The following is a 14,595-nucleotide window of genomic DNA, read 5'->3' as shown; positions in this document are numbered from 1 at the left end:
TCGCGAGTCGCTTCACGCCGGACCCTCACCCCAACCCATCTCCCGGGGGGAGAGGAGCTAGCCGCTCCCTTCTCCCCTCGGGAGAAGGTGGCCCGAAGGGCCGGATGAGGGTACGGGCGCCAGCCTGGTGCACCCAAACATCGCGCGTCGCTGCGCGTTGGACCCTCACCCCAACCCCTCTCCCGGGGGGAGAGGGGCTCAAAGCGTCAGTACTTCTTCTCGACGTTGAACATCCAGGTCTGGTCGCTGCCGCTGTCGCCGTCGGTCACGCCGCGGTATTCCACGCGCGTGGACAAGCCCTGGTCGGTGCTGAACACCACGCCGACGCCCAGCATCAGCCGGTTGCGGTCGTAGACACTCTGCCCGGTGCGGTACAGGGTGCCGCCGACGATGTCGGCATAGCCCAGCGTGGCGTCGCCACGGCCCTGGAAGTCGTGCTGGTACTCCAGCCGGAACTGCGGCGTCAGCCGTCCCCAGGACGTCTGCCTGCGCCATTCCAGACGCAAGCCGAGGTTGCCGGTGGTGGTGGCCACGTCCATGTCCTCGTAGCGCAGCGCATACGGCGCCATCGCCGCTTCGCTGTAGGCGTCCAGCGTGGCGCGCGCGGCATCCACCCGCGCGTACGGGGTGATCTGCCAATCGCCGCGCTGCAGATCGGCACCGGCCGACAGCGACGCGATCCACTGGTGGCCGCTGCGGTCGCCTTCGGCCAGGGCGCCGTTGTCGGTGACGTAGCGGCGCAGGTCGTAGGACAGCAACTGGTAGCCGACCAGGGTGTCGAAGAACAGCGTCTGGCCCGGGTGATAGCTGGCATACAGCGCCAGCGTGTACGCGGTCGACTTGCTGCGGCTGCCGTCGCGGCCGACATCGCTGTCGTCGCGGCCGAAGCCCACGCCCGCGCCCAATGCGAAGGACGAGGAGACGCGGTAATCGGCGCCCAGGCTCAGGCCATCGGTCTGGAAATCCACGCCGGCGCGCTGCGACTGCCTGTCCAGGCTGCCGGAGCGGATCGCACCACCCACCCACAGGCCCAGATCGCCTGCCGCAGTGGCATCGCGTGGTGCCGCCGACGCGGTGTCGGCGCCGCCGTCCATGGCGCCGTCGCGCAGGTCGCGGTTGGCCGGGTCGCACGCTTGCGCGTCCAGGTTGCGATCGCTCTGCAGCGTGCGGTCGCGCTGGCGGCACTGCGAGCTGGCCTGGAAGCTCACGCCGTTGTCGAAGCCGCGCGCACCCCGGTGGGTCGCCTCCAGGCGGCGCTGGAAGTTGTCGATCTGCGCCTTGGCGAAGCGCCGGGTCGACTCGGCCTGCGCGTCGATCAGACCACGCACCTGCGCATCCTGGGTCGGATCCCGGCGCGGCGCGATCACGAACACGATGTCCGCCGCGGCCGAGGTCGCGTATGCATTAGACAGGGTGAAGCGCACCGTGGCGTTGCCGGAGAAGGCCGGGTTCGGCACGAAGGTCAGTATGAAGCCCGGGCCGTCGTCCGCGGCCGCGGTCGGCACGCCGGCGGCCCTGGCGGCCGCGCGGGTGATCGTCGCGGTACCGGCGTTGGCCGGCAGCACCGCGACCACGGCGGCCGCCACGAACGGACCGCCGGTGGCGTCGCGGGTGACGTCCAGGGTCTGCGTCTGCCCGGTCACCGCCGGCACCGTCACCGACACCGCGATGGGGCGGGCGTTGACGGTGATGGTGACCACGGCCGGGGCCGAACTGCCGCCGGCGCCGATGGCGGTGTAGTGCACGCTGTCCACGCCCACGTAGCCCGGCGCCGGCGTGTACACCAGGCGCACGCCATCGACGGTCGCGGTGCCGTGGCTGGGCGCGGTGGCGATGGCGATGCTGTCGATGCTGCCGGTGTCGTTGCCGGTGACCGCCAGGGTCAGCGCGGTATCCACGAGGGTGGCGCCGGTGTCGTTCGCCGCCACCGGTGCCGGCACCGCCGAGGCGATGGTCAGGGTGTAGGCCTGCGTGGCCGAGAAGCCGTTGGCGTCGCTCACCTTGATGCTGAAGGCGAAGCTGCCGGCCGCGCTCGGCGTGCCGGACAGCACGCCCGCCGGGGTCAGGCTCAGCCCGGTCGGCAGCGCGCCGCTGACCACGCTGTAGCTGTACGGTGCGGTGCCGCCGCTGGTGCTCAGGGTCTGGTTGTACGCGGTGCCCGCGGTGCCGGCAGGCAAGGTCGGCTGCCCCGGAGTCAGGGTCGGCGCCGCGATGCTCAGCGTGTAGCTGCGGCTGGCCTGGCCGGGGACGCCGGCGGTGCTGTCGGTGACGGTGGCGGTGAAGACGAAACTGCCCGCCTGGGTCGGGGTACCGGACAGCACGCCGGCCGCGCTCAGGCTCAGCCCGGCCGGCAACGCGCCGGTAGCGAGGCTGTAACTGTAGGGCGCGGTACCGCCGGTGGCGCTGAGCGCCTGACTGTAGGCGCTGCCCGCGGTGCCGGCCGGCAGCGCCGGCGGCGACAGCGTCAGCGTCGGAGAGGCCACCGTCAGGGTGAACGCCTGCGCCGCAGTGAAGGCGTTGGCGTCGGTAACGCCCACGGTGAACGCGAAGTTGCCGGCCGTGGTCGGCGTACCGGACAGCACGCCGCCCGCGCTCAGGCTCATCCCGCTCGGCAAGGCGCCGGCATTGAGCACATAGCTGTACGGTGCGGTGCCGCCGCTGGTGCTCAGCGCCTGGCTGTAGCTGGCGTTGATCGCCGCTGCCGGCAACGTCGGCGGGGTGATGGCCAGGGTCGGCGAGGCGATGGACAGGGTGTAGGCGTGCGAGCCGCCGAAACTGCCGGCATCGGTGACGCCGACGACGAAGGTGAAACTGCCGGCCACGGTCGGGGTGCCGGATAGGACACCGGCACTGCTCAGGCTCAGGCCCGCAGGCAAGGCACCGGAGCTGAGCGCGTAGGTGTAGGGCGCCGTCCCGCCGCTGGTGCTCAACGTCTGGCTGTAGGCGGTGCCCGCGGTCCCGGACGGCAGGGTGGACGGGGCGACGGTCAAGGTCGGCGCCACGATCGCCAGCGTATAGCTGCGCGACGCCTGGCCCGGCGTTCCGGAGGTACTGTCGGTCGCGACCAGGGTGAAGCTGAAATTGCCGGTCACGGTGGGCGTGCCGCTGAGCGCACCGGTCGCACTGTTGACGGTCACGCCTGCCGGCAAGGCGCCGGCCGTGACGGCATAGGTGTACGGCGCGATGCCGCCGCTGGCCTGGGTGATCGCCGCGCTATAGGCCTGGCCGGCGGTGCCGTTTGGCAGGGTCGTCGCCGGCAGCGTCACGGTTGGCGCAGCCACCGTCAACGTATAGGCACGGCTACCACTGATGGGCGACGCGCCGCTGTCGGTCGCGGACACGGTGAAATTGAAGCTGCCGCTGCCGCTGGGCGTGCCGGTCAGCACGCCGGCGGAACTCAGCAGCATGCCCACCGGCAATGTGCCGGTGGTGATCGCGAAGCCATATGGCGCCGTCCCGCCACTGGCCGTCAAGGTCTGGCTGTAGCTGGTGCCGGCGGTGGCCGCCGGTAGCGACGTCGGCGAGATCGTCACCACCGCATCGTCGTTGAGGATCGTGCCGGTGGCGGTGGCGCGGGCGATGGTGGCGTTGCTGGCAGCGGACAGGGTCACCGTGAACGTCTCGTCCGGCTCGACGGTGGTGTCGCCGATGATCGTCACTGCGATGCTCTGCACGGTGGTGCCGGGCGCGAAGGCCAGCGGACCCGAGGTGGCGACATAGTCGCTGCCGGCAGTGGCGGTGCCGTCGGCGGTCCCGTAGTTGACCATGACGGTTTGGCCGCTGGCGGCGCTGAGGGTAACCGTGAACGTCGCCGTGGTGTTGCCGCTGTTGCCTTCGATGACGCTGACATCGCCGATCGAGAGCGACGGCTGCGCATCGTCGTTGACGATGGTGCCCTGGCCCTGTCCGTCGGCGACGGTGGCGCCGCTGACGTTGCTGACGTTGACGAAGAAGGTTTCGTCGGGTTCGTTGAGCGTGTCGCCGATCACCTGCACGGTGAAGGTGGCACTGCTGCTGCCGGCCGGAATGGTCAGCCCGTTCACGCTGGAGGAGATGTAGTCGGTGCCCGCGGTCGCGGTGCCGTTGGCGGTGGCGATGTCGAAGCTGACCCCGCCACTGCCGGCCGGCTGGCTGAGCGAGACGGTGAAGGTGAACGCGGTGTTGCCGGAATTGCCCTCGTTCTGCGACACGTCGTTGACCGACAGCGCCGGCTGGTCGTCGTTGAGGATGGTGCCGGTGGCGCTGGAGGGGTTGCCGATCGAGTAGCCGGTACCGTTGGCCACCTGGAAGATCACCGTCTCGTCCGGCTCCACAGTGGTATCGGTGACCGGGGTGACGCTGAAGCTGGCGGACGTCGCGTTGGCCGGCACCACGACGCTGCTGACCGCACCGGTGTAGTCGGTCCCGCTGGTGGCCGTGCCGCTGCGGGTCAGGTTCACCGTGGTCGCCGAACTGTTGGTCGAGCTCAGCGTCACCGTGTAGACGAAGGGCGTGCCGCTGTCCTCGTTGGCGCTGGACGGGGAGACCGTGATGCTGGCGGTGCGCGCTGGGGTGATGGTGATGTTGACGGTAATGGTGTTGCCAGCGCCGTCTTCGAGCGGAAACGTGTCGCTCGTGGCGCTGTCGCCATTGTGCGTGTAGGTGATGATCTGCGTTCCCTGCGCACCGCTCGGGCTGGGAACGACCAGCGTACCGTGAGGAGGCTGCACACCATTCCAGCCGACGCCGATGTCGTCTACGCCGGTGCCGTCGCAGGTGGTGACATCGATTTGCACCGAGCCGCCTTGGGCGACGGTGGCGTTCAACGTCGGGCAATACTGGGACGGCGCTGCTGCGGCCACGCCGGAGAACAACGTCGCCACCGTCAACAGAGTCAGCAACATCGACCAGCGCAATGCGATGCGCGCGCCACGGCGCGAACCGGTGCAATTCGTAGACATATTTTGATTCCCCCAAAACGCGCCACCCCATGGGCGCTGGCAGCCATCCTGGCGCCTCGGACTTCGCGGAACATCGGCCCAGCAAGCATCGGCCATGCGCGTCGCGCCGCTATTGGAACAACAAATTCGGCGCTGCGTAAAGCAACAAATGCATCACGTCTGTCTGGTTCAGCGAAATCGTCTCTTGCAAGTCGCCGAAGTCGTGATTAAGTAGTCCGGTGCCAGACACGAGGTCTGGCGCTATCCACTCCGGGGGGAGATCCGCATGAGCGAGTTCTTCATCGGTCAGATCATGCTGACCGGTTTCGCGTTTGCGCCGAAGTATTTTGCGCAGTGCAACGGGCAATTGCTGCCGATCAATCAGAACCAGGCCCTGTTCAGCCTGCTCAGCAACCGCTTCGGCGGCGACGGCAAGATCACGTTCGGCTTGCCCGACATGCGCGGGCGCACGCCGATGGGCTATGGACCGTCGGCCGATCCGGCGTGGCAGCCGGCTGCGATGCCGATGGGCCAGGCCGCCGGTGCGGAGACTGTGACGCTGGTGACGGAACAATTGCCGCCACATCTGCATTTGGTGGAGTGCACCAGCGCCGCAGGCAACAGCCGCAACCCGACTGGGCGCCTTTTCGCGAACAACGGCGCCACTACGGGAGCGGCGACATCGCTGTACGCTGCACCGGGAAGCATGGTTCCGCTCTCGCAAGCCACCGTCGGTACACAAGGCGGCGGCCAGGCGCATCCGAACGTGCAGCCGTACACCACGCTCAATTTCTGCATCGCGCTGTCCGGCATCTTCCCTTCGCGCAGCTAGGCGCATCCGCATTCGGGCGCACAGCGCGCATTGGTGCGCGTGGCGCCTCATCGACCAGGAAGCATCTCATGGGTACTCCCTTCATCGGCGAAATCCGCATGTTCGGCTTCGGCCGCACCCCTCTGGGCTGGCAGGCGTGCGACGGCACGCTGCTGCAGATCTCCGAATACGAACCGTTGTACCTGCTGCTCGGCACCGCCTACGGCGGCAATGGCACCAGCACCTTCGCGGTGCCGGATCTGCGCGGACGCCTGCCGATCCATCAGGGCCAGGGACCGGGACTCAGCAACTATGCCCTCGCCCAGAAGGCCGGCACCGAGACGGTGACGTTGACCGACCTGCAGATGCCTGCGCATACGCACGTCGCGCAGGCCACCACTGCAGCGGCGACAGCGACCGCGCCCTCAGGCCTGTTGCCTGGCGCGGTGAGCGGCGACGTCTTCTATCTCACCACCACTACTGGTGCCACTGTGCAAGCGATGTCCGGGCAAAGCACTTCGTTCGCCGGCGGCGACCAGCCGCACGACAACGTCATGCCGACGCTGACGGTGCAGTACTGCATCGCCACCACCGGCATCTTCCCGCAACAGGCCTGATCCCCCTGCGCCGCGCCGACCGGCTGCGGCCCGCATCCGCTCCATCGGAGGACTCCGCTCATGACCGAACCCTATCTCGGCGAAATCCAGCTGTTCGGCTTCGACTACAACCCCTATGGCTGGGCCTTTTGTAATGGCGCCGTGCTGCCGGTCGCCCAGAACACCGCCTTGTTCTCGCTGCTGGGCGCGGCCTATGGCGGCAATGGCACCACCACCTTCCAGTTGCCGAATTTCTCGGCACGCGCCGGCTGTCAGCAAGGTGCGGGGCCGGGCCTGACCCCGCACACGCTGGGGAGCAACTTCGGCTCGGCCTCGGTGAGCCTGCAGAGCACGCAGATCCCGCTGCACCAGCACGGCGTCAATTCGTTTTCGTTGTCTGACCAGACAAAGAAGAGCAGCGCGCCCGTCAGCGGCGCGGCACTGTCTTCACCTGGCAGCAGCAACGCGCGTCCATACAATGCCGTCGCGCCGGACAAACAGTTCTCCCCGACCATGCTGTTGCCCACCGGCACCGGCCAGCCGCACGAGAACCGCCAGCCGTATCTGGCGGTGAACTTCTGCATCGCGCTGCAGGGCGACTATCCGGCCTTCAACTGAGGCAGGCGCGATGTCGATCGCCGCGTCGCCCGGCTTCCCGCCGCGGGACGCCGGGCTCGCAGCGCCTGCGGCGCTGCGGGCTCGCGGCATCGCCTTGCGTCCGGCACGGGCAGAAGACTTACCCTGGCTACGCGACCTGTACGCCAGCACGCGGCGCGACGAACTGGCCGCAGTCCCCTGGCCGGAGCCAGCCAAGCGCGCCTTTCTCGACCAGCAGTTCGCCTTGCAGCATGCGCACTATCTGCAACACTTTCCCGGCGCGGACTTCCTGATCGTGGAAGACGCGCACGCGCGGCTGGGCCGGCTGTATCTGGACCGCAGCACGGATCCGCACGTCCTGGTCGATATCAGCCTGCTGCCGGACTGCCGCGGCCACGGCATCGGCGGCGCGCTGATCGCGCAGGCACAGGCGATCGCGCATGCGGATGGGCGCGCACTGACGCTGCACGTGCTGCATGCCAATCCCGCAGCGCAGCGGCTCTACGCGCGGCTGGGCTTCGTTGCCGGCGAGGCCGGCCAGACCCATCTGGCCATGCGCTGGGATGGCGCCGGCACGAAGCCGGACGCGCGCGTCAGTTGAACACCGCCTGATACAGGAAGCCGTCGCGTTCGCGCGCGACCGGCACCAGGAAGATGCCGATCTCGCCCAGGCGCGGATGGCGCATCTGGTAGGTCTGCTGCGGAAACAGAAACGCCGAGCCGTTGCGGAACAGCAGCGAGAACGGGGCGCGCCGCGCCGCGGGCGGCGTCGGCAGCGGCCGCGCTTCGACCAGCACGAATGCGACCTCGCCTTCGTTCAACTGCGCCGAGAACGTCTCGTTCACGCTTCCAGCGAAGTGTTCCAAGCTCAACAGCTCCATCCTTGACTCCAGGTGTGGTTCGGCACGGTCGCCATGCCGGCATCGTCGCGTGCCGTCGCGACGCGCACAAGCGCTGTGCGGGCATTTGTCCACACCGCCTTTTGTCCACCCCTCAAGTGCAGCTGCGAGGCGCTGGCGCGGTGGCGGCCATCCCGAGGCGATGCGGCGTCGCCGACGACCAATGCGCGGCCGCATGACACGCTGTTGCATGAACGGGGTGAAGCGGGCGCGCACACCGGCCCGCGCGGTGCCACAATACTGCACGGGCCAGTTCGGTTAAGTTCAGCCGAACGGATCGATCCTATGTTGTATTTTCGTTAAAGGTCGCGATGGCGTCTTCCGAATCCAATCTGGTGCAGTTGTCGGGCGTGCGCATCGACCGCGGCGGCCGGGCGATCCTGCGCGACGTCTCGCTGAGCGTGCCGCGCGGCAGCATCACCGCGGTGCTCGGCCCCTCCGGCAGCGGCAAGTCCACGCTGCTGGCGGCGCTGACCGGCGAACTGGAGCCGGCCGCGGGGACGCTGCAGGTGTTCGGCAAGCCGCTGCCGCGCGGCAGCCGTGCGCTGCGCGAGACGCGCAAGAGCATCGGCGTGCTGCTGCAGGGCAACGGCCTGCTGACCGACCTGAGCGTGGCCGAGAACGTGGCGCTGCCATTGCGCGCCCACACCCGCCTGCCCGAACCGGTGCTGCAGCGGCTGGTCGCATTGAAGCTGCACGCGGTGGGCCTGCTGGCCGCTGCCGACGCCTGGCCGCGCGAGCTGTCCGGCGGCATGGCGCGGCGCGTGGCGCTGGCGCGGGCACTGGCCCTGGACCCGCCGCTGATGATCTACGACGAACCCCTGACCGGGCTGGACCCGATCGCCTCCGGCGTGATCATGAGCCTGATCCAGCGCCTCAACCACACCCTGGGCCTGACCAGCATCATCGTCAGCCACCACGTCCACGAGACCCTGCCGATCTGCGACCAGGCCGTGGCCATCGCCAACGGCGGCGTGGTGTTCGCCGGCACCCCGCAGGAATTGCAGGCCAGCAGCGATCCGTTGCTGCAGCAGTTCCTGCACGGCCGTCCCGACGGCCCGATCCCGTTCGATGCGCCGCAGCGCGCGCGGAGCGCCGCCTGATGGCCATCGTTGCCCCGATCCGTTCCCTGGGCCGTGCCGGGCTGTTCTTCCTGACCGTGCTGCGCGGCTCGCTGCCGACCCGGGACCTGCTGGCCGAGCTGATCCGCGAGATCTACAAGGTCGGCGCGCGCTCGCTGCCGATCATCGCGGTGGGCGGCGCCTTCGTCGGCCTGGTGCTGACCCTGCAGGGCTACCGCACGCTGCAGACCTACGGGGCCTCCGATGCGTTGTCCACGCTGCTCGGCCTGTCGCTGTACCGCGAGCTGGCGCCGGTGCTGACCGCGCTGCTGTTCATCGGCCGCGCCGGCAGTTCCATCGCCGCCGAGCTCGGCCTGATGCGTGCGACCGACCAGATCAAGGCGCTGGAGCTGATGGCGATCGACCCGGTGGCCAAGGCGGTGGCGCCGCGCTTCTGGGCGGCGGTGCTGACCGTGCCGCTGCTGACCGGCATCTTCTGCTCGCTGGCGATCAGCGCCAGCTATTTCGAGGCGGTGGCGGCGCTCGGCCTGGACCGCGGCACGTTCTGGTCGGCGCTGTCGAGCAGCGTGGATTTCTGGGACGACTTCGGCGTGGCGATGCTGAAGTCGGCGGTGTTCGGCGGCACGGCGGCGCTGGTGGCGGCCTATGTCGGCTTCCATGCCGAGCCGACCATCGAGGGCACCTCGGTGGCCACCACCCGCGCCGTGGTCAACGCCTCGCTGCTGGTGCTGATGTTCAACTTCGTCATGTCGGCGCTGCTGTTCCGCTGAGCGGCGCCAACGCGGGACCGGCCGGCGACGGCAGGCTCCGCGGCAACATCCCGGTCGCGGCACTGGCGCCGCGGCCACGCTGAATCAACAAGGTAGACACGTTATGGCTCTCCGTGGTCCCCGTCTCGAGTTCGCCGTCGGCGCCTTCCTGCTGCTGGGCCTGGCCTCGCTGCTGGTGCTGGCGCTGGCTTCCACCAACCGCCAGTGGGGCTTCGGCGGCCACCGCTACGACCTGGTCGCGCGCTTCTCGCAGATCGGCCAGCTGCGTGCGCAGGCGCCGGTGAAGATCGGCGGCGTCATCATCGGCCAGGTCGCCAAGATCGACCTGGACCCGACCAAGTTCGACTCGGTGGTGACCCTGTCCATCGACGACAAGTACAAGGACCTGCCGGCCGACACTTCGGCGGCGATCCTGACCAGTGGCCTGCTGGGCGAGAGCTATGTCGGCCTGCAGCCCGGCGGCGACCCCGACACGCTCAAGCCCGGCCAGGAAATCGCCTTCACCCAGCCGGCGGTGGACCTGATCCAGCTGGTCGGCAAGTACATGTTCGGCGGCGGCAGCGCCGGCGGCGACAAGAACGCAACACCCGCTGCCGCACCCTCGGCCGACCCCACCACGCCCGCAACGGAACCCAAGCCATGACGATCAAACTGCTTTCCGCCGCTCTCGCCGCCGCGCTGGCCGTGGCCGCGCCTTCCGCCGCCCTGGCCCAGGCCGCCGCGCCGGCCGCCGCCGCCACCCAGGCCGGTTCGGCCAGCAAGGTGGTGCTGGAGAACAGCACGCGCATCCTGACCACGCTGGAACAGCGCCGCAGCGAGTTCAAGAGCAACCCGACCGCGCTGCGCCAGTTCATCGACAGCGAGATGAACAAGTCCTTCGATCGCGACTACGCCGCCCGCCTGGTGCTAGGCGTGCACGGCCGCGGCGCCTCCGACGCCGACGTCAAGCTGTTCGGCGACGCGATGGCCGACAACCTGATGCAGCGCTACGGCACCTCGCTGCTGACCTTCGAAGGCAAGCCGCAGGTGCGGGTGAAGTCGGAAACCCCGCTGCCCGGCGGCCGCGGCGTCAAGGTCTCCACCGAACTGCTGCGCAGCGGCGGCGACCCGGTGCCGGTGGACTACCTGCTGCGCAACACCGGCGCGGGCTGGAAGATCTTCGACGTGATGGTCGAGGGCGTGTCCTACGTGCAGACCTTCCGCAACCAGTTCGACACCCCGCTGCGCAACAAGTCGATCCCCGAGGTTGCGGCCGAGCTGCGCAACGGCACGCTGCAGGCGGCACCGGCGGGCAACAGTGGCAAGTGATGCGCCGCAGCTGCGCCGCGACGGCGACACGCTCGCGCTGAGCGGCGTGCTCGACCGTGCCGCGGCCACCGCGCTGTGGCCGGCAGCGCTGCGCGCGCTGCCGGGCGCACGCGCGCTGGACCTGCAGGGCGTCTCGCGGGTGGACAGCGCCGGCCTGGCGCTGCTCGCCGAACTTGCCGCGCGCCTGCGCGCCCAGGGCCAGGCCGAGGTCGCCATCCATGGCGCCCCGGCCGGCCTGACCGACCTGAGCGCCGCCTACCGGCTGGCCTCGACCCTGGACTTCCACTCTCCCCCTGCGGCGAGCTGACACATGAACGTGCTGCGTATCCTTACCTCCCTGACCCTGGCCGCCGCCCTGGGCGCCTGCGCTGGCGCGCCCAAGCGCACACCGCCACCGCCACCGCCGCCGGTGGCACAGACCGCGCCGGCCGCCGGCGACAGCGCCGCGGCTCCCGATGCGCACGCCGCGTCGGCGACCGCGGACAGCGCCACCGGCATGGACACCGGCGCCGCGCCGGCACCGGCAAGCGCGCCTGCGGCGATGCCGCCGGCGAGTGCTGCCCCGGGCGCCGCGTCGGCCAACGGCACGCCGACCTCGGCCGAGGACGACTACGCCGCGCTGTACGGCGGCGACCCGTACAACCCGGTCGCCGATCCGACCCTGCCGGAGGGCGTGCCTGCACCGCAGAGCTACGATCCGTGGGAGAAGTTCAACCGCAAGGTGCATGCCTTCAACAACGTGGTCGACCGTGGCGTGGCGCGGCCGCTGGCACGCGCCTACGTCAACGTGGTGCCGCGGCCGGTGCGGTTGGGCGTGACCAACTTCTTCGACAACCTCAGTTCGCCGCTGACCATGGTCAACCAGCTGCTGCAGGGCCGTCCGCTGCAGGCGGGGCAGACCCTGAGCCGGTTCCTGATCAACAGCACGCTGGGTATCGGCGGCATCTTCGACCCGGCCACCGACGCCAACCTGCCGCGGCGCAGCGAGGACTTCGGCCAGACCCTGGGTGTGTGGGGCTGGCGCCGCTCGCGTTACCTGGAACTGCCGTTGTTCGGCCCGCGCACGGTGCGCGATGCGTTCGGCCTGGTCGGCGACGCGCCGCTGTCGCCACTGCAGCAGATCGAGGAAGACCGAGTGCGCATCGGTCTGCAGGGCCTGCAGTTGGTCGACACGCGCGCGCAGTTGCTGTCGCTGGACAGTCTGCGCGACCAGGCGCCGGACGAGTACCAGTTGACCCGCGATGCGTGGCTGCAGCGCCGCAACTATCAGATCGAGAGCGACATGCGCGGGCACAAGCGTCAGGACGACGATCTGCCGGCCTATCTGCGCGAGGAAGAGACCAATCCGACGGTGCCGGTGGATGCGATGCCGGTCCCGGAGTGGCGCGGCGGTCGCTGAGTCGCCTGCACTTAGGCAGCACAGAAAACCCCGGCTTCGGCCGGGTTTTTTGTGTCCGAAGCTTTTGCCGCCATCGCCTGTGGGCGCAGCGCGATGTGCGGGATGAGCGCGCGGTTTGCAGTGGGTGATCGAGTGTCGCGGCGGACTACAGGGTGCAGCCGGCTTTGCTCCTGCTCCTGTTCCTGCTGTTGCTGTTGCTGTTGCTGTTGCTGTTGCAGTTGATTTACCGGGGTCCCCTCGGCGCGGCAGCCACGGCGGGGAAAAACCCGAAGGGCGGCGTACATGGATGTACGCCGTTCGCGGCAGGGGCAGGATGCCCCTTCCGCGAATCCCCGTCGTGGCTGCGAACCTGGAGCGCGAAGCGCGGAAGGCGCGCTGCGGGGTGTGCTTTCTTTTGGTTACTTTTCTTTGCACAAGCAAAGAAAAGTGACTCGCCGCAAGGCGAAAGCTTTGCTCTTGCTCTTGCTGATATGTTGGCAACCGCTAGCTCGTAGGAGTGGCTTCAGCCGCGGCAGGCATTGCGGATCATGTGGGTCGCGGCTGAAGCCGCTCCTAAAGTTCACTTCATCTGATATGTCATTCAACAGCAAAGGCTTTCGCCCTTTCGGGCGAGTTACTTTTCTTTGCTCGCGCAAAGAAAAGGTAACCAAAAGAAAGCGCGCCCTGCCTCGCGCCCTCCGCGCTGCGCGCTCCGGGTCCGCGTCCATCACGGGGATCCGCGGAAGGGGCTTGGCTGCTTCGCAGCCAAGTCCGGGGCAGTCGCCTCACGGCGCCAGCCCGCCCGCCGGGGCGAAGCAGTGCTTCGCCTTTTTCCGGCGAGCCCTGCCCTGCCGCGGACGGCGTACATCCATGTACGCCGCCCTTCGGGTTTTTCCCCGCGATGGCCGCCGCTTCGGAAGGGAACCCGGTAAATCAAAAGCCAGAGCAACAGCCAAAGCCAAGCAACAGCCAAGGCAACAGCAACGGCAAAGCAACGGCAACGGCAACGGCAACGGTTTCGATGCTGCACGCCTTGCGTAGGAGCGGTTCAGCCGCAACAAGCGACGCCGGCCAACGAGGACATCGATCACCTCTCCGGCTCGTTCACCAACTACCTAGACGCCGCAACACACCTTCAGCTCGTCCAAGCACAGCCAGATGGCGCCGCGCGCCGTTACGCCAGCGCCGCGTCGATCGCCGCGCGCAGGCGCGGATCCTCGGCGGTAACGTCCGGAGCGAAGCGCGCGCGGACCTGGCCGTCCCGGCCGACCAGGAACTTCTCGAAATTCCACAGCACGCCCGGCGCCGGATTCGGCTCGATGCCGTAACCGGCCAGCTTCTCGCGCATCGGGCCCTCGCCCTCGGTCTGCGGCTGCGCGGCGATCAGCGCGCGGTACAGCGGATGCGTGTCCTCGCCGGTAACCGCGATCTTGGAGAACATCGGGAAGGTCACGTCGTAGGTGAGCTGGCAGAACTGCTGGATCTCCGCCTCGCTGCCCGGCTCCTGGCCCTTGAAGTCGTTGGCCGGGAAACCGAGCACTTCCAGGCCGGCGGCCTGCTTCTCGCGGTACAGCGCTTCCAGGCCCGCGTACTGCGCGGTGAGGCCGCACTTGGAGGCGACGTTGACGATCAGCAACACCTTGCCCTCGAACGCGGCGAGGGTGGCCGGCTGGCCATCGATGCGGGTCAGCGGAATGGCGGTCAACGACTCGGACATGGGGCATTACCTCGATCGAAAGGGAGCGCCAGCATAGTCGCTGCCGGTGCGGCATGCGCATGCCGTGACCGCGTGACTCAGCGCACCGACAGCTAGCCTGTGCAGGCACGTAACACCCGCTTTTGCTGCGGATCATGTGATCCCACAGATACCGTCTTACCCCCTAGCAGGCAAGGCCCCTTTTCGGATCGAACGCCGTGCCCGATTTGAGAACCCCGTAGGCCAGGTGCAGGAGCTTGCGCATGGCGGCGCACACGATCTGCTTGCCGGTTTTGCCGCGTTCGCTCAGCCGCTGTTTCAGCGCCCGGATGATCGGGTTGTGGGTCATGGCCACCAGGGCCGGCATGAACAGGCCTGCGCGCAAGCGGGGCGAGCCGGTGCGCGAGATGCAGACGTGGCCTTTGCGCTCGCCCGACTCCTGCAGGCACGGATTCAGGCCCGCGAAGGCGGTCACCGCCGAGGCATCGGCGAAGCGCCTCACATCGCCAAGCTCGGCCAGCATCAAGGCCGCGCTGGTG

16 protein-coding genes are annotated in these 14,595 nt (G+C 68.7%); 11 read left to right on the top strand and 5 right to left on the bottom strand.

The features are described from left to right. Nucleotides 1–206 precede the first annotated feature (206 nt). The gene (locus SLW56_RS19945) at nt 207–4,901 is read right to left on the bottom strand and encodes a putative Ig domain-containing protein (RefSeq protein WP_295909757.1); all 4,695 of its coding nucleotides are present in this window, start codon (nt 4,899–4,901) and stop codon (nt 207–209) included. A 304-nt stretch (nt 4,902–5,205) separates the two neighbouring features. On the opposite strand from SLW56_RS19945, the gene SLW56_RS19940 reads away from it, so the two are divergent. From SLW56_RS19940 to SLW56_RS19925, 4 genes are all read left to right on the top strand, one after another. After that, complete coding sequence (locus tag SLW56_RS19940; RefSeq protein WP_295909727.1) at nt 5,206–5,751, top strand: tail fiber protein; 546 nt, start codon at nt 5,206–5,208, stop codon at nt 5,749–5,751. Between the two features lie 68 nt (nt 5,752–5,819). Further along, nucleotides 5,820–6,347 carry a tail fiber protein gene (locus tag SLW56_RS19935; RefSeq protein ID WP_295909726.1) on the top strand — a complete coding sequence of 176 codons (528 nt, stop codon included), beginning with the start codon at nt 5,820–5,822 and terminating at the stop codon, nt 6,345–6,347. A gap of 60 nt (nt 6,348–6,407) precedes the next feature. Further along, nucleotides 6,408–6,944, top strand: a complete 537-nt coding sequence (locus SLW56_RS19930) for a tail fiber protein (protein ID WP_295909725.1) — start codon at nt 6,408–6,410, stop codon at nt 6,942–6,944. A gap of 10 nt (nt 6,945–6,954) precedes the next feature. Continuing rightward, nucleotides 6,955–7,524, top strand: a complete 570-nt coding sequence (locus tag SLW56_RS19925) for a GNAT family N-acetyltransferase (RefSeq protein WP_267098977.1) — start codon at nt 6,955–6,957, stop codon at nt 7,522–7,524. Here SLW56_RS19925 and SLW56_RS19920 read toward each other — a convergent pair. After that, a complete protein-coding gene (locus tag SLW56_RS19920; RefSeq protein WP_017909947.1) occupies nt 7,517–7,804 on the bottom strand; it encodes a hypothetical protein in 288 nt (95 codons plus the stop codon). The genes SLW56_RS19925 and SLW56_RS19920 overlap by 8 nt on opposite strands. A 329-nt stretch (nt 7,805–8,133) precedes the next feature. On the opposite strand from SLW56_RS19920, the gene SLW56_RS19915 reads away from it, so the two are divergent. From SLW56_RS19915 to SLW56_RS19890, 6 genes are all read left to right on the top strand, one after another. Continuing rightward, nucleotides 8,134–8,925, top strand: a complete 792-nt coding sequence (locus SLW56_RS19915; protein ID WP_043093985.1) for an ATP-binding cassette domain-containing protein — start codon at nt 8,134–8,136, stop codon at nt 8,923–8,925. Further along, a complete protein-coding gene (locus SLW56_RS19910) occupies nt 8,925–9,674 on the top strand; it encodes an MlaE family lipid ABC transporter permease subunit (protein WP_017909945.1) in 750 nt (249 codons plus the stop codon). Before SLW56_RS19915 ends, SLW56_RS19910 begins: the two co-directional genes overlap by 1 nt. 103 nt (nt 9,675–9,777) lie before the next feature. Further along, a complete protein-coding gene (mlaD, locus tag SLW56_RS19905) occupies nt 9,778–10,317 on the top strand; it encodes an outer membrane lipid asymmetry maintenance protein MlaD (protein ID WP_017909944.1) in 540 nt (179 codons plus the stop codon). Beyond that, the gene (locus SLW56_RS19900; protein WP_017909943.1) at nt 10,314–10,982 is read left to right on the top strand and encodes an ABC transporter substrate-binding protein; all 669 of its coding nucleotides are present in this window, start codon (nt 10,314–10,316) and stop codon (nt 10,980–10,982) included. Before mlaD ends, SLW56_RS19900 begins: the two co-directional genes overlap by 4 nt. After that, nucleotides 10,972–11,289, top strand: coding sequence for an STAS domain-containing protein (locus SLW56_RS19895; protein WP_267084930.1), 318 nt, complete (start codon nt 10,972–10,974; stop codon nt 11,287–11,289). The genes SLW56_RS19900 and SLW56_RS19895 overlap by 11 nt, the downstream gene beginning before the upstream one ends. Nucleotides 11,290–11,292: 3 nt before the next feature. Then, nucleotides 11,293–12,381 (top strand): VacJ family lipoprotein, encoded by a 1,089-nt coding sequence (locus tag SLW56_RS19890; RefSeq protein ID WP_267084929.1) that lies wholly within the window; start codon nt 11,293–11,295, stop codon nt 12,379–12,381. 11 nt (nt 12,382–12,392) lie between these two features. Here the strand turns inward: SLW56_RS19890 and SLW56_RS19885 are convergent, their stop codons facing one another. After that, nucleotides 12,393–12,665, bottom strand: coding sequence for a hypothetical protein (locus SLW56_RS19885; RefSeq protein ID WP_320695362.1), 273 nt, complete (start codon nt 12,663–12,665; stop codon nt 12,393–12,395). Nucleotides 12,666–13,230: 565 nt separating this feature from the next. Here SLW56_RS19885 and SLW56_RS19880 point away from each other — a divergent pair. Next, nucleotides 13,231–13,401, top strand: coding sequence for a hypothetical protein (locus SLW56_RS19880; RefSeq protein WP_320695361.1), 171 nt, complete (start codon nt 13,231–13,233; stop codon nt 13,399–13,401). Between the two features lie 133 nt (nt 13,402–13,534). Here SLW56_RS19880 and SLW56_RS19875 read toward each other — a convergent pair whose 3' ends face one another. Next, nucleotides 13,535–14,077, bottom strand: coding sequence for a glutathione peroxidase (locus tag SLW56_RS19875; protein ID WP_017912458.1), 543 nt, complete (start codon nt 14,075–14,077; stop codon nt 13,535–13,537). A 163-nt stretch (nt 14,078–14,240) separates the two neighbouring features. Continuing rightward, a partial coding sequence (locus SLW56_RS19870; protein WP_320695360.1) for a transposase occupies nt 14,241–14,595 on the bottom strand: 355 nt, incomplete at its 5' end.

This window comes from Xanthomonas sp. LF07-6 (genome assembly GCF_034105445.1).
In the GTDB taxonomy this organism is placed as follows: domain Bacteria; phylum Pseudomonadota; class Gammaproteobacteria; order Xanthomonadales; family Xanthomonadaceae; genus Xanthomonas_A; species Xanthomonas_A sontii.
The sequence above is the reverse complement of the archived record's forward strand: the minus strand, read 5'-3'. Positions and strand labels throughout refer to the sequence as shown.